This is a genomic window from Neobacillus rhizosphaerae, assembly GCF_937468385.1.
Taxonomy (GTDB): domain Bacteria; phylum Bacillota; class Bacilli; order Bacillales; family Cytobacillaceae; genus Neobacillus; species Neobacillus rhizosphaerae.
Map to the genome: position 1 here is coordinate 43454 of NZ_CALBWS010000019.1, position 19996 is coordinate 63449.

Below are 19996 nucleotides of genomic sequence, written 5' to 3' on the forward strand. Positions count from 1 at the left end.
GTAATGAAATGCTGGCAAAAAAAGCAGCAATAGCCGTTGTGGGGGCAGGAAGCTGGGGAACAGCCCTTGCGATGGTATTAGCGGATAATGCTCATGAGGTCCGTCTATGGAGCCATAATGAAGCCCAGGTGAATGAAATAAACGAACATCACACCAATAAAAAATATTTGCCTGGAATTGTGCTGCCGGAATTGATTGTTGGCTATGCTTCCTTAAGTGATTCTTTAGTGGGTGTAGAAACAGTTATTTTAGCTGTTCCAACAAAGGCAATTCGTGAAGTTCTCGGAAAAATACGAGCTGTTTTGGCTGATCCTATTACCATCGCACACGTAAGTAAAGGTATTGAGCCTGATACCCTTTTGCGTATTACCGAAATGATTAAGGAAGAGACACCGAATAAGCTTTTAAAGGACGTTGTTGTCCTTTCTGGTCCAAGTCATGCTGAGGAAGTAAGCCTTAGGTATCCAACAACTGTTACAGTTGCATCAGAAAATATGGAAGCAGCTGAAAAAATCCAGGATTTGTTCATTAACCACAATTTTCGTGTTTATACGAATTCAGATGTCGTCGGAGTTGAAATTGGTGGTGCATTAAAGAATATTATAGCCTTAGCTGCCGGAATAACTGATGGGCTTGGATATGGGGATAATGCGAAAGCAGCCCTAATGACAAGAGGTTTAGCGGAGATTGCTCGTCTTGGCACGAAGATGGGTGCCAATCCCTTAACCTTCTCTGGTTTAACAGGTATTGGTGATTTAATAGTTACTTGTACAAGTGTCCATTCAAGGAACTGGAGAGCGGGAAATATGCTGGGGAAAGGGAAAACACTTGATGAAGTTCTTGATAGTATGGGGATGGTTGTAGAAGGTGTTAGGACAACCAAAGCCGCCTTTCAACTGGCAAAAAAGTACAATGTCAAGATGCCAATTACTTTTGCACTTTATGATGTTTTATTTAATGACAAGAATGCTAAGGACGCAGTTGATGTGCTAATGGCACGAGGTAAAACTCATGAGATGGAAGATTTAGTGAATGTGCTTGATGAAAGAAATATGGAAGACTAAAAATGTGCTTTTTCATTAAGAAATTAGGCGTTCTTATGATGCGCTTTTAATCTGGATTGCATACAATGCAACGAAGCAACCTGGTAGTATGACGCCGGAGAATGGGTTATTTAGTCCAATTGACTGAAGTAGAGAATTCGCCCCCTTTACTTCAGTTTTTTTGCGTGTGGTTGAAAACTTTTTAGGAATACATTCACCTGTGATATAATTAACATTTGAAAAAGGGGGAATGATGTTTGTCGCCAGGTATGTTAAAAATGTGGATATCAATTGCCGGCATGGCTCTAATGTTTCTTGCCATCATAACCATTTATTTTAGCAGGTATAAGTTAAAAGGGGTGCTCCGTTTTATCACAGCAATTGTCGCCTATATCTTTTTGATTGTTGCTGGATTAACCTTACTCATTGTTTTCTTAGCCTAATCGAAATCATTACATAGATAAAAAGGTGATTGTATGAAATGGAATCTGCTCAGTTGTTTTTTTGTTTTAGCCGTATTACTATTGTCGGGATGTATGTACCCTGAGGAGGAATTAGCAAAAAACCAAATCCCTTATAAAGACCAAATTCAGGCGGTACAAACGGCGGTAGATGATTTTCAGAAGGATAATGGCGGTATCCTGCCAATAAAAACAAAGGAAGCGAATACGCCGATTTATCAAAAATATCCGATTGAATTTAAAAGAATTACCCCGAAGTATATGGCTGAGCCTCCAGGAAATGCGTTTGAAAGTGGAGGTATTTTTCAATACGTGCTTGTTGATGTAGAAACGCATCCAACCGTAAAGTTGTTTGATTTAAGGATGACAGAAACAATCCGCGATATTAAACTACGAATAAAAACCAAAGGTTATCCGCCATATAAAGCACAACTTGCCAAAAATGTATTTTCACTTGATTTTAAACAATTAGGCTATGAGAAGCCACCATTTGTTATCAGTCCATTTTCCAACCAAAACCTTTCTCTAGTTATTACAGGCGATGCTGAGGTATATGTTGATTATCGACCTGACCTTTATCAGTCGCTTAAGAAATCGGACAAACAGTTTAAACCAGGTGAGGATATTCGTCCTATTTTACTAAACGATTCAATGTTTGTTCCTGCCTATTCCCTGCCCTATACGATTGATTCAAAAACGAAGGAACCTGTATTCTTAGAAGAATAATTTTGTCATAACCCTTTTCCTATGAAATATATTGTAGGAGAAGGGTTTTTTTGTATAAAAATCTTTTGCGATATGGCGATTCTTCATCTATTAAATCAAATGTTCAGAGAAATACAGATATTTATTTATCTAGTGAGTTTTTAAGGAGGTAAAAAATTTTTACAAAAGTGTCATAAAAAGATAGGACAACGTCATAAACATATACTGTCCAAAAATACCTAAATGGATGATTATTATCCCACTTTACTCAATGATCGGGAGGGGATCACTTGGAGAAGGTTGACATTTTTAAAGATATTGCCGAAAGAACAGGCGGCGATATTTATTTAGGAGTAGTAGGAGCTGTACGAACTGGAAAATCAACATTTATTAAAAAATTCATGGAGTTGGTTGTATTACCGAATATAAACAGTGAAGCTGAGAGGTCGCGTGCACAAGATGAGCTGCCACAAAGTGCAGCAGGCAAAACCATTATGACAACAGAGCCGAAATTTGTGCCTAACCAGGCAGCCACTGTTCATGTCGATGAAGGTTTAAATGTCAATATAAGGCTCGTTGATTGCGTGGGCTACACTGTTCCTGGTGCAAAAGGATATGAGGATGAAAATGGACCAAGAATGATTAATACGCCATGGTATGAAGAGCCGATTCCATTTCATGAAGCAGCTGAAATCGGCACAAGAAAGGTTATCCAAGAACATTCCACTATTGGGGTAGTCGTTACCACAGATGGAACCATCGGAGAAATACCAAGAAGCAATTATATTGAGGCAGAGGAAAGAGTCATCAACGAACTGAAGGAAGTTGGGAAACCGTTTATAATGGTGGTGAACAGTGCCCAACCATACCATCCAAGTACAGAAACACTCAGATCAAGTTTAGCAGAGAAATATGATATCCCCGTCATTGCGATGAGTGTGGAGAGTATGCGCGACAGTGATGTCCTCAATGTCCTTCGAGAAGCACTATACGAGTTCCCTGTGCTTGAAGTCAATGTGAATCTTCCGAGTTGGGTCATGGTGCTTAGGGAAAACCACTGGCTTCGTGAAAGCTACCAGGAGGCCGTTAAAGAAACGGTAAAAGATATTAAGAGATTAAGAGATGTTGACCGCGTTGTACAGCAATTTAGTGACTATGAATTCATTGAGCGTGCTGGTCTGGCAGGGATTGAAATGGGTTCAGGGGTTGCCGAAATAGATTTACTTGCACCAGATGAATTATATGATGACATATTAAAAGAAATCGTCGGCGTAGAAATAAGAGGAAAAGATCATCTCCTTGAATTAATGCAGGATTTTGCCCATGCGAAAGCAGAATATGATCATATTGCCGACGCATTAAAAATGGTGAAACAAACAGGTTATGGGATTGCCTCGCCAACACTCTCTGACATGAGCCTTGAAGAACCAGAAATAATCCGCCAGGGTCCGAGGTTTGGGGTAAGACTCAGAGCAGTTGCACCATCCATTCATATGATTAAAGTTGATGTGGAATCGGAATTCGCCCCAATCATTGGTACAGAAAAACAAAGCGAGGAGCTAGTTCGCTATCTAATGCAGGATTTTGAGGATGACCCATTATCGATTTGGAATTCCGATATCTTCGGACGTAGCTTGAGTTCCATTGTTCGTGAGGGTATCCAAGCAAAGCTTTCCTTGATGCCGGAGAATGCAAGATATAAATTAAAAGAGACATTAGAGAGAATAATTAACGAAGGATCTGGTGGCTTAATTGCCATTATCCTCTAGACTTGGACTCCAGTTGGAGTCTTTTTTATTTTGTCAATAAATTTAACAGGAAGTGAGTTCGGTATAGGAGAAATTTGTTGAAAAAACGAAAAGATTACCATAAAATCTTGAAATCTTCTTGATATGCTGAATTGATTGTGATAATCTTTTAACAGAATTACGTTATAGTGCTTTAAACCTTTATTTCATAAGGTTTTTTATAAAAAAATAGATTTAAGACACTAAAGCAGTTAATTTGGCTTACTTTGGTAATTAAACTGCGCTATAACGTATAGAAATTAAAAAAATTGTTTAGAAATGTAGATAAGTAATCTTATTTACGAATCTTGATAATTTCTTTGGGAGGAGGTGAATGGCATGAACAAGACAGAACTTATTAATGCAGTTGCTGAAGCTAGCGAGCTTTCAAAGAAGGACGCTACAAAAGCAGTTGATGCTGTTTTTGATGCGATTTTAGATGCTTTGAAAAATGGTGATAAAGTACAATTAATTGGTTTTGGAAACTTTGAAGTACGTGAGCGTGCTGCCCGTAAAGGCCGCAACCCTCAAACAGGCGAAGAAATCGAAATCGCTGCAAGCAAAGTTCCAGCATTCAAACCAGGCAAGGCGCTTAAAGACGCAGTAAAATAATTACATATATTTATTGCTTTAAGCGGTAGGCTAAAGCAAAAAGGTCATGGGAATGTCCATGGCCTTTTTTCTATGGGTGAACTTGTAACCGTTCAGTTCTGGCGGTTGCGCCTTTATTATTTTTTTGCTTGGACCGAAATGGTTGTGCTAATATGTATTTGTCAGCTAATCAGAATTTATTTTCATAAATTCTGAACGCATTAGGGCAACTACGCCTCTGTCTTCGCCCTTAGGCGCTTGCCAGTCGGCGGGTTTTCTTTATCTCTACTTGACAGATATACGCTAGGAGGAATTCTGTATGACAGAAGTGAATCGTGCCCAAATTGAAGAGGCGGTACGTCTAATATTAGAAGCAATCGGTGAAGACCCAAAACGTGAAGGTTTACTTGATACACCGAAACGTGTCGCAAAAATGTATGAGGAAGTTTTTAGCGGCTTAAATGAGGATCCTAAACAGCATTTTGAGACAATTTTTAGTGAAGACCATGAAGAACTAGTACTGGTTAAAGATATCCCGTTTTATTCAATGTGTGAACATCATCTGGTCCCTTTTTTCGGAAAAGCACATGTGGCTTATATACCACAAAATGGTCGTGTCACAGGCCTGAGTAAATTAGCAAGGGCTGTTGAAGCGGTTGCAAAAAGGCCACAGCTGCAAGAGCGGATTACCTCGACCATTGCTGACAGCATAATGGAAAAGCTGGATCCACATGGTGTAATGGTGGTGGTCGAAGCAGAGCATATGTGCATGACAATGCGCGGGGTTAAAAAGCCCGGCTCAAAAACAGTTACTACCGCAGTCCGTGGAACTCTTGCCGATGATGCAGTTGCCCGTTCTGAAGTGCTTTCCTTAATAAAATATTAGTATCGAATATTTCTAACATATTTGGAGTGATTAAATTGGAAAAGCGCAATCAGCAAAATAGTGATTTTGTCGTGATAAAGGCCATTGATGATGGAGTTAGTGTAATTGGCTTAACCAGAGGTACTGATACAAAGTTCCATCATTCAGAAAAGCTTGATAAAGGTGAAGTACTAATTGCACAATTTACAGAGCATACTTCCGCAATTAAAATTAGGGGAAATGCAAAAATTCTTACTCACTTTGGTGAAGTAGAAAGTGAAATAAAGAAGTAATAAATAAAAACTTTACAGGTTAATCTTAAAAAGCTTGGTTTTCACTTATTTAGATATTGTTTATTTTGTGAATTCCTGCCCATGTAATATCTTTTATGATATAATGGTTTCTGCTTGCCTATAGAAGTCAGAGGCTAATTTTTTATTTAATGGGCATGAATTTTCTTTTATATTTTTTAGAAATTAACATACATAAAAACATCATATTTAGGGGATTATGGGGTGATTAGAGTGCCGGACATTCGACAAAAATATAAAAGTATTAGAGGGCAGGTCGAAAAGAGAGTGTTTAACTCATACTTGCTCGAATATATTGAAACCCCAATTATTGACGAAGATAAACTCCTTATCCTCATCTCAATAATGGACCGACTCGAATTGCCTTATAACAAAATGCAAAACTACGCGATGTCAACAATGTTGGTCCAAATTGCCCTTGATACACATGAACATATTTTGAAATCGTCTGATGATGAAATAGGACGACAATTAACGGTTCTTGCCGGTGATTATTATAGTGGCTTATATTATAAGCTCCTTGCAGAATCAAAAGATATTTTGATGATTAAGGCACTTGCCAAAGGAATAAAAGAGGTTAATGAGCATAAAATTCTTGTTTATCAGATAAAAACAACCGGAATCGAAAAACTCATGACAAGTATAAAGCAGATTGAGAGTTCTTTACATTTAAGGTTTGCTGAATATTTTAAAGTAGACATCTGGAATGAAATTCTGGCCAATCTTTTATTTTTTAAACGACTGTTGGCTGAGAGAAACCAATTTATTCAAGCTGGGAACTCCTTATTATTCGAGGCATTAAAGAGAAACCTTTATCCTAAAGATGATAATCATTTGGTAAATATTTCAAGTGATCATCAAAATCATTTGTTAATGGTATGTGACCGCTATCTTGAACAATCAAAACAAATCATAGAAAAAGGAATTCCACAGCTTCCGTATTTAAATGATTATTTAGAGAAAAGAATTTCTTTTCTTTTAAATCAGCATCAGCCATTTGCAAAAACTTTTGTGGAAGAAGGGTAATAAACATGCAGCAATCGAAGGAAGAACGAGTTCATGATGTATTTGAAAAAATCTCTGACAGTTATGATAAAATGAACTCTGTTATCAGTTTTCAACAGCATCTCAAGTGGCGTAAAGACACCATGAAAAGAATGAATGTACAGCCAGGCTCAAAAGCACTCGATGTATGCTGTGGAACAGCTGATTGGACGATTGCTTTAGCAGAGACCATAGGCCCTTCCGGCAGTGTAACAGGTCTTGACTTTAGCCAGAATATGCTCAATGTTGGGATTGAAAAGGTTAAGGATCAAGGATTAAACCAGGTGAACCTGATACATGGGAATGCAATGGAGCTCCCTTTTGAAGATAATAGTTTTGATTACGTTACGATTGGTTTTGGACTGAGAAATGTTCCGGATTACCTACAGGTATTAAAAGAAATGCATCGCGTTGTAAAGCCAGGTGGCCTTGCTGTTTGTCTGGAAACTTCGCAGCCAACATTAATTGGTTATAGACAACTTTTTTATTTTTATTTTCGATTTATCATGCCGATGTTTGGTAAATTATTTGCTAAGAGTTATAAAGAATACTCTTGGCTTCAGGAGTCTGCCCGCGATTTTCCTGGAATGAGAGAACTTGCCCACATGTTTGAACTGGCCGGGTTTGATGAAGTGAAATACAGACCATACAGCGGCGGCGCAGCTGCAGTTCATATTGGATATAAAAAATAATTATTTGAATGAAGACAGGATGAAAAGCAGGGTGAATACAAATGAAATTAAAAATGATGTATTCATTTTTGAATTCGGATATTAACATAATTGAAAAAAAACTCGAAGAGACAATTCAAGCGGAGTCTCGTCTTTTGAAACAAGCTTCTATGCATACATTACAAGCTGGAGGAAAAAGAATTCGTCCTGTTTTTGTTTTGCTCGGTGGTAAATTTGGTCATTATGATATCAATGTGATGAAAAATGTGGCGGTTGCCCTTGAACTAATACATATGGCTTCACTTGTTCATGATGATGTTATCGATGATGCAGATCTTCGCAGGGGTCAGCCAACAGTCAAAGCTAAATGGGATAACAAAATTGCCATGTATACAGGTGACTTTGTTTTTGCTTTAGCCCTTGAATTGATGACAATCATTGAAAGAACTGAGGCCCATAAAATCTTGGCTGATACGATTTTTGAAGTAACAGTTGGGGAAATTCAACAAATCAAGGATAAGTACCGCTTTAATCAAAATCTTCGCGATTATCTGCGTAGAATTAAAAGAAAGACTGCTTTGCTGATTGCTGCAAGCTGCCAGTTAGGGGCAATTGTTGCTGATGTTGAGGAGACCATTCATAAGAAACTTTACCGTTTCGGGTATTATGTTGGGATGTCATTCCAAATAACTGATGATATTTTAGACTTTGTTGCAACGGAGGAAGAACTCGGAAAGCCTGCAGGCAGTGACCTATTGCATGGGAATATTACGGCACCAGCCCTATTTGCTTTAGAAGATGCTACGATACGTAGTGAAATTGAGAATGTTCATGAAAAGATGGAATCAGCAGATATTCAAAGGATTATTACCCTGATAAAGCAGTCTGGTGCAATTGAAAAATCAGTTCAACTGAGTGATCATTATTTAAGTAAAGCCCTTGAAATATTAGAAGAATTACCTGCAAATAAGGCTAAGAAGACACTACGTGATATTGCAAAATTTATAGGCAGACGAAAATATTAACGATGAGAGGAGTTTCTCTCACCGTTTTTAGTTTAAAAAAGTGATGATATGTTAAGTTTTTTCTACCTTTTAAATTGGTTGCTAAATATTCAAAAAAATGATAACATTTTCAAGAATTGTCCACTATGACAATTAAGTATACATAATATATAGGAGTGGAACTTATGGAGAAAACATTTTTAATGGTAAAGCCTGATGGAGTACAACGTAATTTAATTGGAGAAATCGTTGCGCGTTTTGAAAGAAAGGGCTTTCAATTGGTTGGAGCTAAATTAATGAGCATCCCTAAAGAGCTTGCAGAAGAGCATTATGGTGAGCATAAGGAAAGACCATTTTTCGGTGAATTAGTTGATTTCATTACCTCTAGTCCTGTATTTGCAATGGTATGGCAAGGAGAAAATGTCATCGGTACGGCTCGCCAAATGATGGGTTCTACTAATCCAAAGGATGCGGCACCTGGTACGATTCGCGGTGATTTTGGACTAACAGTTGGAAAAAATGTCATTCACGGCTCTGATTCACCAGCAAGTGCAGAGCGTGAAATTGGCTTGTTTTTTAAAGAAACCGGGGTTGTTGAGTACTCCAAGTTAGTGAATGAATGGATTTATTAATTTAATATTAGCGGGGCACTTGTATTTAATTATACAAGTGCTTTTTTGTATACGTATACAAAATTTTTACCCTTATTTTCTGAATAGTTATACTAGGTTTATTGAGGATGTTGTGATATATTGATACATAATTCTTTAATGAGTTGAAGGGGGAAAGAACGATGGGAATGAGATACTTAACGGCTGGAGAATCCCATGGACCACAGCTAACGACAATATTAGAAGGCCTCCCTGCGGGTATGACGTTAGCAGCTTCTGATATAAATGAGGAGTTAGCAAGACGGCAAAAGGGTTACGGCCGGGGGAGACGAATGCAGATAGAGAAAGATACAGCTGAAATTGTCTCAGGTGTTCGTCATGGACAAACGCTTGGATCGCCGATTACTTTAGTAGTCAAAAACAACGATTGGAAGCATTGGACGAATATAATGGGTATTGAATCCATTGAAGAAGGACAAGAGGATGAAATAAAACGCAAGGTAACCCGTGCAAGGCCAGGACATGCTGACCTAAATGGAGCTATAAAATATGGGCAAAGGGATATGCGAAATGTGCTTGAGCGATCTTCTGCACGTGAAACAACCGTTAGGGTAGCAGCAGGTGCAGTAGCCAAGAAACTTTTATCGTTAGTAGGAGTCAGTATTGTCGCCCATGTCGTTGAAATTGGTGGAGTTACAGCAAACGTTGACAGCACGATCACATTGGAAGCTTTAAAAGGACGGACAGAAAGTTCCCCAGTTCGAACAGCAGACCCAAATGTGGAGCAAGAAATGATGCAAGCCATTGATAATGCGAAGAAAAACGGTGATTCAATTGGTGGGGTCGTGGAAGTAATCGCTACTGGTATGCCAGTTGGTGTTGGAAGTTACGTCCATTATGATCGTAAACTGGATGGAAAATTAGCGGCTGCTATTATGAGTATTAACGCGTTTAAAGGGGTAGAAATTGGTATTGGTTTTGAGGCAGCCAGAAAGCCTGGAAGCGAAGTTCATGATGAAATCGCTTGGGATCAAGAAAAAGGATACTACCGGAAAACAAATCGTCTCGGAGGTTTTGAGGGTGGAATGACGACGGGAATGCCAATTGTCGTACGCGGTGTAATGAAGCCGATTCCAACGTTATATAAACCATTAATGAGTGTCGATATCGAAACAAAAGAACCGTTTGCTGCCAGCATTGAGCGTTCGGACAGCTGTGCTGTACCTGCCGCAGCTGTTGTTGCTGAGAGTGTTGTTGCATGGGAACTTGCCAACGCTCTGGTTGAACAATTTTACAGCGATCGCTTTGCAACCTTTGCAGAAGAAATCAAAAGACAGCGGGAATTTGCGAGGGAATTTTAATGGAAACGATTCACATCCAAACAGAGTCAAAAAAATATAATGTCTTTGTAGGAGAAGGTGTAAGGAACGAGATTGGTACTTTTTTAACTAATCATTTTCAGGACCTTACAAGAATATTAATTATTACAGATGAAACGGTAGCTAAGCTTCATCTTGAAAAATTGCTGCTCAGTTTAAAACCGTGGGAGCCTATTATTTATACAGGGCCAAGTGGAGAAAAGACTAAAACCTTTGAAGTTTATTATGATTCTCTATCAACCGCACTTGAAAACCGCCTTGATCGTAAATCAGTTATTCTTTCATTTGGCGGTGGAGCAGTAGGAGATTTGTCTGGATTCGTTGCCTCATCCTACATGAGAGGTATCCATTTTATTCAAGTCCCGACTACTATTCTAGCTCATGATAGTGCTGTTGGCGGGAAAGTGGCCATCAATCACCCACTTGGGAAAAATATGATTGGGGCTTTTTATCAGCCTGAAGCTGTGTTTTATGATCTTGAGTTTATAACTACCTTGCCTGACCAAGAAATCCGTTCAGGATTTGCTGAGGTTATTAAACATGCACTGATTTTTGATCCGACATTCTATGAATGGTTGCGAAATAATGTTGATGACCTTAATTTACTAACATTAGATCAACTATCTAATTCGTTAATAAAAGGCATTAAGATTAAAAATGAGTTTGTTAGTCAGGATGAAAGGGAAACGGGAATACGAGCTTACCTGAACCTGGGGCACACGTTAGGGCACGCCATTGAATCAGAAATGGGTTATGGGAACTTTACTCATGGTGAAGCGGTTATGATAGGGATGATTTTTGCTTTGAAGTTAAGTAAAGAATTACTAGATCTTTCTTTCCATTTAGAAGAATTTATTGAGTGGGTAGAACAACTAGGATATAAAACAAAAATTCCTGATCATCTATCCTTTGAAAAATTATTAGCTAAAATGAAACAAGATAAAAAGTCTGTAGGTGATTCGATTCGATTCGTTTTACTAGAGGAATTGGGAATGCCAAAGCTTCAGAAAATATCCGAAACTAAATTGTTAGAAGAACTTAAAAGTTTTTAACAAGGGGGGGACTTTTTTATGATCAGAGGGGTGAGAGGAGCAACAACGGTTAGTGGCAATACAGAGGAAGCGATTATTTCTGCCACTGAAGAGCTTCTTGCAAAATTAATCGAAGTGAATCATATACAGCCTGATTCCGTTGCATCCGTATTTATCTCAACTACTGAAGATATTGATGCCGCCTTCCCGGCAAAAGCATTGCGGAAATTTCCGGGCTGGATTTATGTACCAGTCATGTGTATGCGGGAAATGCAAGTTCCTAATTCTTTGAACATGTGTGTAAGAATTATGATGCATGTGAATACAGGCCTCTCCCAAGAAAAAATTATTCATGTTTATTTAAGAGAAGCTAAGGTGCTTCGACCGGATTTAGATAATAGCTTGGCATTGTAGAGAATTTTCTTATTTTTTTTTTTTTTCTAATACTAAAGGGGTGGAGAAAATGAGATGGAAAGAACAATTATTGAGACTTACTCCATATCAGCCAGGAAGGTCAATTGATGCAGTTAAAAAACAATTTAATCTGGAGAAGATTGTAAAGCTTGCCTCCAATGAAAACCCGTTTGGATGTTCAACTGGGGTTAGTACTGCCCTTCAATCAAACCTGTCTAGTTTAGCTATTTATCCTGATGGGTACGCCACTCAATTAAGAGAGAAGCTTGCGGAATTTTTGGGGATTAACGAGGAAGAGCTCATTTTAGGGAATGGTTCAGATAATCTTATCCAAATTATTTCAAGGTCACTCTTGCATCCTAATGCAAGTACGATTATGGCAACACCCTCATTTTCACAATACAAACACAACGCCATCATTGAAGGGGCCGTTATTAAGGAATTACCTCTTATAAACGGTGAACATAATTTGGATGAAATGCTTGCGGCTATAGACGAGCAGACAAATGTTATTTGGGTCTGCAGCCCTAATAACCCAACGGCTACATATATACCAGAAAATAAATTAATTCCGTTTTTAGATAAGGTTCCCCCACATATTCTAGTCGTGCTTGATGAAGCCTACTATGAATATGTCGTAGCTGAAGATTACTATGATTCCATCAATTTAACAAGGAAGTATGAAAATTTAATTGTGCTTAGAACCTTTTCTAAAATATATGGAATGGCTGGCTTAAGAGTCGGATATGGAGTTGCAAATCGTACAATCATAAAAGCACTTGAGCCTGCAAGAGAGCCTTTTAATGCTAATTCATTAGGTCAATTAGCAGCTATTGCGGCAATTAATGATCAGGAATTTGTTGAGGTTTGTAAAGAAAAAAACAGACAAGGTCTAACCCAATTTTATGATTTTTGTGAACAAAATCAGTTGGACTACTATCCTTCACAAACTAATTTTATTTTAATCGATTTTAAAATAGATGGTGATAAAGTCTTTCAATATTTACTTGAAAAAGGATTTATTGTCCGCTCCGGAAAAGCATTAGGATTCCCGACAGCAGTTAGAGTTACGGTGGGCTCTTTTGAGGAAAATGTGGGTGTGCTTCAAGCCTTAAGCGATTTCCTCAAGGAAAACTAAATAGAGCCCAGCTATTTTTAAAGATAAGGAAGATTAAGTCCATACGCCGATAGACGGGCGCCTTGCGCTTTTCTTATAGAATAAGAAAATATAACATTTGACTTAGAGAAATGTCCAGCTCCAGGCGCCATCGGCTAGTGGACTTCGCTCTTCTCCCTACGATAAGTCAACATCGGATCGCTACGCTCTCCGTGTTTCCTTTATCTCAGTCGAAGCGCTCCAGTCCATACGCCGATAAGCGGGCGCCTTGCGCTTTTCTTATTAGGGGGATGTAAATTGAAAGGCCGAGTTTTTGTTATTGGATTAGGATTAATTGGGGGCTCTTTAGCTCTTTGTATTAAAAAGGAGCATGAAGATGCAATAATTGTGGGTTTTGATATTAATAAGGAACAGTCTAGGCTGGCCAAAATGCTGGGAGTCATTGATGAAATTGCCGAAAATATCGATGAGGGTGTAATCGATGCCAATTTAATCATTATTGCCGCCCCTGTAAACGAGACGAAAGAGATTCTCCAGTTACTAGCTAAACTGCCACTTAATCCAGAGGTAATTGTAACCGATACAGGCAGCACAAAAAGTAGAATTGTCGAAAGTACTGCTAGCTTGAAGCATTGGGGAATCACATTTATTGGCGGTCACCCAATGGCTGGTTCGCATAAAAGTGGTGTTTCTGCAGCAAAAGAAATATTATTTGAAAATGCATTTTATCTGTTAACTCCGGAAGATCATATCGATAAAAAGAAAGTTGAATTATTAAAAGACTGGTTACGTGGGACAAATGCAAAGTTTTTGACAATTACACCTGGAAATCATGACTATCTTACAGGGATAGTCAGCCATTTTCCCCATATCATTGCTGCCTCCATTGTCCGACAAACAGAAAAGCTTTCAGAAGCAGAAAGTCTCATTCCACGCCTGGCAGCAGGAGGATTTAGGGATTTAACAAGAATTGCCTCAAGCAGCCCGGAAATGTGGAAGGATATTTTGCTGCACAATCGAGAAGTATTAATTGAACTATTAAATCAATGGCAGGAAGAAATGAATGGTGTTAAAACACTATTGGAAAAGGAAAATAGTGCAGCAATTTTTAATTATTTTAACCAGGCAAAGCAATTTCGTGACGGTTTGCCAATGAAAGAAAAAGGAGCAATCCCTGCATTTTATGATTTGTATGTTGATGTACCTGATTACCCTGGTGTCATTTCTGAAATAACTGGGTATTTAGCGAAAGAAAAGATTAGCATAACAAACATTCGCATTCTCGAAACGAGAGAAGATATAAATGGAGTTTTAGTCATAAGTTTTCAAACGGAAGAGGATCGGCATAAAGCCGAACGTTGTATTAGTACCTATTCCAGTTATTCCACATCTATCAGTTCCTAAAATGAGTTTAAATAAAAGGTGATATTATATGGCGTCATTAACACTGAAAACAAACATAAATCGTTTAGTAGGTGAAATAACAATTCCAGGAGATAAATCTATCTCGCACAGGTCCGTTATGTTTGGTTCCATCGCTTATGGTGAAACAAGGGTAACTAATTTCCTTCCAGGTGATGATTGTTTAAGTACGATATCGTGTTTTCGAAAGCTTGGGGTAACAATAGAGGAAAGCGACAATGGGCTTCGTATTATAGGTAAAGGATTCGAGGGATTAACAGAACCTGATGAAGTTTTGGATGTCGGTAATTCTGGAACGACAATTCGTTTATTAATGGGGATTCTGGCTGGAATACCTTATTTCTCTTCACTTGTTGGGGATGAATCAATCGGAAAAAGACCAATGACTAGGGTAACGATCCCGTTAACTAATATGGGTGCAAAAATTGATGGTCGAAAAAACGGTGCCTTCACGCCCCTATCCATTCGCGGAACGAGGTTATCACCGATCAACTATCAACTACCTGTTGCTAGTGCACAGGTGAAGTCAGCTTTACTCTTAGCAGGGCTGCAAGCGGATGGGGAAAGTACGATAATCGAGCCTGCTGAAACTCGGGATCATACAGAAAGAATGATCCGTATGTTTGGGGGAGAAATTCGCAAGGATAACCAAATGATTACCGTTAAAGGTGGACAAAAGCTGAAAGCAGCCACGATTCATGTACCTGGTGATATCTCCTCAGCTGCTTTTTTCCTTGTCGCTGGTGCGATTATTCCTGAAAGTGAAGTCATCTTGAAGAATGTAGGACTGAACCCAACCAGAACAGGGATTATTGAGGTAATGAAGCAGATGGGTGCTGATTTACAAATAGTTCAAAAGGATGATAACTCATTTGAACCATTTGGAGATCTCATTATTAAAACCTCTGAATTAAAAGGAACTGTCGTTGAAGGAGATTTAATCCCAAAACTCATTGATGAAATCCCAATCATTGCCTTACTGGCAACCCAAGCTGAGGGAAAAACAATTATTAGAGATGCAGAAGAATTAAAGGTAAAGGAAACAAATCGAATTGATTCCGTTGTTCATGAACTAAGAAAATTAGGGGCAAGAATTGAGGCCACTGAAGATGGGATGATTATCTACGGAAAATCCAGGCTTCACGGTGGTACCGTTTCTAGTCAAGGCGACCACAGGATTGGGATGATGTTGGCAATCGCTGCACTGCTTTCTGACGGAGAGATCTGTCTTGAAAAAACTGAAGCCATCTCTGTTTCATATCCAAATTTCTTTACCCATTTAAATAGCCTTATTCGCTAAAAGCTGCATTCCATTGCAGCTTTTCCTTTTTATAAATGAATTCAAAGTCATAGTTTTATGATTTATTGCATAGCTTGTCTTAAAGACGAGAATTGGGTGATAGGAATGTATATCATTGAAGATGCCAATATTCTTAAAAACAAGCAGCTAACAGAATGTTCCCTATTAATAGATGAAGACAGGATAGCAAGGATTGAATCATGTTTTAATCATTACAGGCTAATGAAAATGAATGTTGACCCATTTATCATGACCCCGACATATGTCCTTTTTAATTCGAAAATTCCGCATAACGAGTCTTTTCCAGAATTGAAAAAATATTTGATTGAACATTTTTTGTTGAAAGGTTGCACCACCTTATTCACTTATGTTGATATTTCCTATGAAAATAAGTTAACTGAAAAAATCAGTGAAATGAAAACAGCTTTAATAAGCAGTCCAATTGACTTTGTCATTGCTGTGAAAATCCCGGTCCGCCTCCTTACACCATCGTTAATAAGAAGTTGTAAGAAGGAAAAAATTCCTGCCATATTTGTTGAATTGGATAACCAGGGAGAGCTGGAGAAAATACCGTGGGGATGGATAAGAGAAGCACTATTCCCCTACAATTGTCCCTTAATTCCCTTAATTTCTTTTTCGCAGAAGAAGGAAGCGAGGGACGTTTTGTCGAAATGGAAAGGTATCATGGTAAAAGAAAAAATTCCTGCTATTTATGAGGAAATTGAAGAAAAACAGCCATTGCCTGTTACTGTATTAAATAAAGTTGGTTTATTTCCTCAAAAAGCAAGTCTCATGCAGGGTGCTGAATTAAGCTATAATCTATATGTAAAAGGAAGAGAAATCAATAATGTTGATGAAGTGAAATTATTTCATTATCATGGTGATAGACTTGTAGTTACAGTTCACAAAGGAAAAATTGTTCGTTCAGGGAATCAGGTTTTATTTAAACCTGGATTTGGAAAAAATGTTGAGGTCCGAACCCCATCATATTTTTCTTTGTAAATCAAGGTCGGGAAGAGGTAAGAGCCAATGGATAGAGTAAATAAGATTATTAACATGTTAGAAAATGGCCAACATAAAGAAGCCATTAATGAATATAATGTTGTATTAAAAAGCGGCAATCATGAAGAAATGTTTCTCCTTGGAGAGGAATTGTACCAGTTTGGATTTTTAGATGAAGCAAAGGTTTTGGTGGATAGCCTATTAGAAATATACCCTGAAGAGGGCGAGCTTCTTGTCTTATTAGGTGAAATATTAGTGGAGGCAGGGGAAGAGGAAGAAGCCATTCTTGTCCTTGAAAGAATTTCAGAACAGGATGCGAATTTTGGACAGTCATTACTGCTGCTCGCTGATCTTTATCAACTCCAAGGTCTTTATGAAGTATGTGAAAGGAAGCTTTTGAAGGCAAAAGAAATATTGCCGGATGAAGTCATTATTGATTTTGCTTTAGGGGAGCTTTTCAGCGAACAAGGTGAAATAGCTAAGGCAATGAATGCATATGAAGTGGTTTTAAGGGAAGAAAATGAAATGGCAGGTGTAAATATACATGGGAGGATGGCTGACTTGTTAAGTGCCTCAGGAGCTTTTGAGGAAGCGCTGATCTATTATGAAAAAGCACTCGCTGAAAAATTAGAGATCAACACGCTATTCGGCTATGCTTTTACAGCGCTTCAGGCAGGCTATAATCGAACTGCCATTGAAAAGTTCAATGAATTAAAAGAGCTTGACCCAGAATACCACTCACTCTATTTACACCTTGCCAAGGCCTATGAAGGGGAAGATGAGCTTGAAAATAGTTTACACTCGATTAAAGAAGGCATAAAACAAGATGAATTTAATAAAGAATTATTCTTCTACGGTGGGAAAATGGCATTAAAGCTTGGAAAAGAAGCGGAAGCGGAACAGTATTTCCGAGAAGCCCTTGCCATAGATCCGGGATTTGCAGAAGCAGCGATCACTTTAAATAAGCTCTTTTTCCAGCAGGAGAGATATGAGGATGTCATTGATTTAATATCGCAGCTGGATATTACGGAAGATGAAGAACCACAGTTTTTATGGGATTCTGCCTTGAGCTTTCAAAGATTAGAAGAATTTTCATACGCATTAGACAAATATGAAAGTGCATATACTTTTTTTAAGAATAATGAGGCATTTTTGCATGATTACGGATATTTTCTAATTGAAGAAGGAAAAACCGACCGAGCCGCCGAAATTTTTAAACAACTGATTATTCACGATCCAACAAACGATGAGTATTTAGATTTGCTCGAACGTCTTACCGACTTGAAAGATTAAATAAGCTGATAATGCAGAGGAGGGAAACTATCATGGCAACCCCTGTTTCTGTCAACGAGAAGAAGGACTTTATTCGCTGGTTTTTAAATCATTATCAATTAAAGAGAAGAGAATGTGTTTGGATTCTTAATTATTTAATGAGCCACGATCAACTTATGGAAAAAGTTCATTTTGTGGAGCAAGCACAATATTGTCCCCGTGGTTTGATTATGTCAACACATTGTGTGGATAAAGTGCCATTTCGTTTTTATAAAGAAAATGTAATGACAACAGATGCTGAAAAATCTTTTCATGATATCCGCTTAAATCGGGAAGAGGATATTTTTATTCAATTAAACTTTCATGCCGCTAATCAGGCACACCAGTATGCTTTTGTTCTTGAGGAAAATCCTTTCGTTCCGAAGCATCTGCAGGTAAATGAAAAGGATGGGGTTATAGCAGAACAATTACTACAAAACAGTATTGAACGTTTTCAACGTGAAAAGCTGCTTCAATTAATCGATGAAGCGCTTGATAAACAAGATCGACAGGCGTTTCATCTGTTGACAGAAAAATTAAATAAACTAAAGTTGACTGAACCAAAAGGAAGTTTGCGTTAAGCAGACTTCCTTTTGGTTTGGAAAAGGGACAGAGCACCGATAAATAAATGACCTTATCCAAATTTGCGAAAAGTATCCATTTTCAAGACGAATTAACTGAAGTTCGTCTCTTTTCACACCACCTTTATAAAGCAAGGGAGAATATTATTAAAATTCTTATTTATCTTTTAATGTTTTGGGAGTTAATGATATGATAGGAATAGTGAATGCAAAAGGTTGGTGGAAAAATGAAATGGATACCTCAAGATGTTGAGACTTACTTGAATGCTAAGGAGTATGTGGACACGGCTGTAATACCGATTTATTCGGTTTCAGTAGGAGGTGATATGAAACAATCAGCTGCCATGGCAGAATTTATCACACTATTAACAAGTCATTTAGAAAGACAATTTACGGGAAGACTTTTATTATTTCCTCCGTTTACATACTTAAAAGTTGAAAAAACTGAAAAAGTATTAGGCGATTTACAGATTTGGGAAGAAAACATTGTAAACAGTGAGTTTAAACACATATTTTACATAACAACTGAAATCGAATGGAGGACACATGAAAATGAGGTAGACGGGTCGTTAATTTGGCTCCCATCACTTCCACTTGAGCAGATGAGTGATTCGCAAAAAATGGAGATGATTGATAGTCAAGTTAAACAACTTTTAATTCTCTTTACGCAAAAATGGCATGAAAATGGGTAAAACTATCCCTATTACATGTTTTTAAAATAGTATGATATTGACCTTGCTTGAAGATTGATATATCATTGTTATGTCCTAGTTTTATATGTGTTTAATTAATGTCCGCTGGACTTAACTTCGTGAATAGAGGGGGGGATAAGCATGAGTAAAGAGCGTGTTTCAAGACGTCAATTTTTAAGTTACACTTTAACAGGTGTAGGCGGCTTTATGGCAGCCGGAATGTTAATGCCAATGGTGCGTTTTGCAGTGGATCCAGTTTTAAAGGCTGAGGCTGGCGGAGATTTTATTGCAACAAAGCAAAAGGTTTCTGAGTTAACGGCTGAACCGGTTCGGGTTGACTTTACCTTCAAGCAAAAGGATGCATGGTATGAGTCAGAGGTTACCAATACGGCTTGGGTTTATCGTGATGATAAGACAGATAAAATTGTTGCTCTGTCGCCTGTTTGTAAGCATTTAGGCTGTACGGTAAACTGGAATACCGATAAGGAACATCCAAACCAATTCTTCTGTCCATGCCATTATGGCCGTTATACAAAGGATGGAACAAACGTTAAAGGTACACCGCCACTAGCACCGCTTGATGAATATCCATTTAAGGAAAAGGATGGTTACCTTTATTTAGGTAAAGCAAAACCACGGAAGGGGGCGTAATCA

22 protein-coding genes are annotated in these 19996 nt (G+C 38.1%); all 22 read left to right on the forward strand.

Going from position 1 to position 19996, the window contains the following annotated elements:
* The first annotated feature begins 8 nt into the window (after positions 1–8).
* Complete coding sequence (locus M5A78_RS14590) at positions 9–1064, forward strand: NAD(P)H-dependent glycerol-3-phosphate dehydrogenase (RefSeq protein ID WP_248736008.1); 1056 nt, start codon at positions 9–11, stop codon at positions 1062–1064.
* A gap of 236 nt (positions 1065–1300) precedes the next feature.
* Entirely contained in the window at positions 1301–1486 is a 186-nt protein-coding gene (locus M5A78_RS14595) for a DUF2768 domain-containing protein (RefSeq protein WP_248736009.1), read from the forward strand.
* 33 nt (positions 1487–1519) lie between these two features.
* Positions 1520–2230: a hypothetical protein gene (locus M5A78_RS14600; protein ID WP_248736010.1), complete on the forward strand. Its 711-nt coding sequence runs from the start codon at positions 1520–1522 to the stop codon at positions 2228–2230.
* A 269-nt stretch (positions 2231–2499) separates the two neighbouring features.
* Complete coding sequence (gene spoIVA / locus M5A78_RS14605; protein ID WP_248736011.1) at positions 2500–3978, forward strand: stage IV sporulation protein A; 1479 nt, start codon at positions 2500–2502, stop codon at positions 3976–3978.
* Positions 3979–4335: 357 nt separating this feature from the next.
* Entirely contained in the window at positions 4336–4608 is a 273-nt protein-coding gene (hbs, locus tag M5A78_RS14610; protein ID WP_024030636.1) for a non-specific DNA-binding protein Hbs, read from the forward strand.
* A gap of 298 nt (positions 4609–4906) precedes the next feature.
* Positions 4907–5473: a GTP cyclohydrolase I FolE gene (gene folE / locus M5A78_RS14615; protein ID WP_248736012.1), complete on the forward strand. Its 567-nt coding sequence runs from the start codon at positions 4907–4909 to the stop codon at positions 5471–5473.
* A 35-nt stretch (positions 5474–5508) separates the two neighbouring features.
* Entirely contained in the window at positions 5509–5745 is a 237-nt protein-coding gene (mtrB, locus tag M5A78_RS14620; RefSeq protein ID WP_248736013.1) for a trp RNA-binding attenuation protein MtrB, read from the forward strand.
* A 222-nt stretch (positions 5746–5967) separates the two neighbouring features.
* Positions 5968–6789, forward strand: a complete 822-nt coding sequence (locus M5A78_RS14625; protein WP_248736014.1) for a heptaprenyl diphosphate synthase component 1 — start codon at positions 5968–5970, stop codon at positions 6787–6789.
* 5 nt (positions 6790–6794) lie between these two features.
* Entirely contained in the window at positions 6795–7499 is a 705-nt protein-coding gene (locus M5A78_RS14630; protein ID WP_248736015.1) for a demethylmenaquinone methyltransferase, read from the forward strand.
* 41 nt (positions 7500–7540) lie between these two features.
* The gene (gene hepT, locus M5A78_RS14635) at positions 7541–8503 is read left to right on the forward strand and encodes a heptaprenyl diphosphate synthase component II (RefSeq protein ID WP_248736016.1); all 963 of its coding nucleotides are present in this window, start codon (positions 7541–7543) and stop codon (positions 8501–8503) included.
* A gap of 164 nt (positions 8504–8667) precedes the next feature.
* Positions 8668–9114 carry a nucleoside-diphosphate kinase gene (ndk, locus tag M5A78_RS14640; protein WP_248736017.1) on the forward strand — a complete coding sequence of 149 codons (447 nt, stop codon included), beginning with the start codon at positions 8668–8670 and terminating at the stop codon, positions 9112–9114.
* Positions 9115–9281: 167 nt separating this feature from the next.
* Positions 9282–10454 (forward strand): chorismate synthase, encoded by a 1173-nt coding sequence (aroC, locus tag M5A78_RS14645; protein WP_248736062.1) that lies wholly within the window; start codon positions 9282–9284, stop codon positions 10452–10454.
* Positions 10454–11524, forward strand: coding sequence for a 3-dehydroquinate synthase (gene aroB, locus M5A78_RS14650; RefSeq protein WP_248736018.1), 1071 nt, complete (start codon positions 10454–10456; stop codon positions 11522–11524). The genes aroC and aroB overlap by 1 nt, the downstream gene beginning before the upstream one ends.
* Before the next feature lie 18 nt (positions 11525–11542).
* Complete coding sequence (aroH, locus tag M5A78_RS14655) at positions 11543–11917, forward strand: chorismate mutase (protein ID WP_248736019.1); 375 nt, start codon at positions 11543–11545, stop codon at positions 11915–11917.
* A gap of 49 nt (positions 11918–11966) precedes the next feature.
* Positions 11967–13055 carry a histidinol-phosphate transaminase gene (gene hisC / locus M5A78_RS14660; protein WP_248736020.1) on the forward strand — a complete coding sequence of 363 codons (1089 nt, stop codon included), beginning with the start codon at positions 11967–11969 and terminating at the stop codon, positions 13053–13055.
* 276 nt (positions 13056–13331) lie between these two features.
* Positions 13332–14438: a prephenate dehydrogenase gene (locus M5A78_RS14665; protein WP_248736021.1), complete on the forward strand. Its 1107-nt coding sequence runs from the start codon at positions 13332–13334 to the stop codon at positions 14436–14438.
* A gap of 28 nt (positions 14439–14466) precedes the next feature.
* Positions 14467–15756: a 3-phosphoshikimate 1-carboxyvinyltransferase gene (aroA, locus tag M5A78_RS14670; protein WP_248736022.1), complete on the forward strand. Its 1290-nt coding sequence runs from the start codon at positions 14467–14469 to the stop codon at positions 15754–15756.
* Between the two features lie 105 nt (positions 15757–15861).
* Positions 15862–16758, forward strand: coding sequence for a hypothetical protein (locus M5A78_RS14675; RefSeq protein WP_248736023.1), 897 nt, complete (start codon positions 15862–15864; stop codon positions 16756–16758).
* Positions 16759–16785: 27 nt separating this feature from the next.
* The gene (locus M5A78_RS14680; protein ID WP_248736024.1) at positions 16786–18051 is read left to right on the forward strand and encodes a tetratricopeptide repeat protein; all 1266 of its coding nucleotides are present in this window, start codon (positions 16786–16788) and stop codon (positions 18049–18051) included.
* Between the two features lie 32 nt (positions 18052–18083).
* A complete protein-coding gene (locus M5A78_RS14685; RefSeq protein WP_248736025.1) occupies positions 18084–18650 on the forward strand; it encodes a ReoY family proteolytic degradation factor in 567 nt (188 codons plus the stop codon).
* Between the two features lie 206 nt (positions 18651–18856).
* Positions 18857–19342 carry a YpiF family protein gene (locus tag M5A78_RS14690; RefSeq protein WP_319942296.1) on the forward strand — a complete coding sequence of 162 codons (486 nt, stop codon included), beginning with the start codon at positions 18857–18859 and terminating at the stop codon, positions 19340–19342.
* 141 nt (positions 19343–19483) lie between these two features.
* Complete coding sequence (locus tag M5A78_RS14695) at positions 19484–19993, forward strand: QcrA and Rieske domain-containing protein (RefSeq protein WP_319942297.1); 510 nt, start codon at positions 19484–19486, stop codon at positions 19991–19993.
* The last annotated feature ends 3 nt before the right edge of the window (positions 19994–19996 follow it).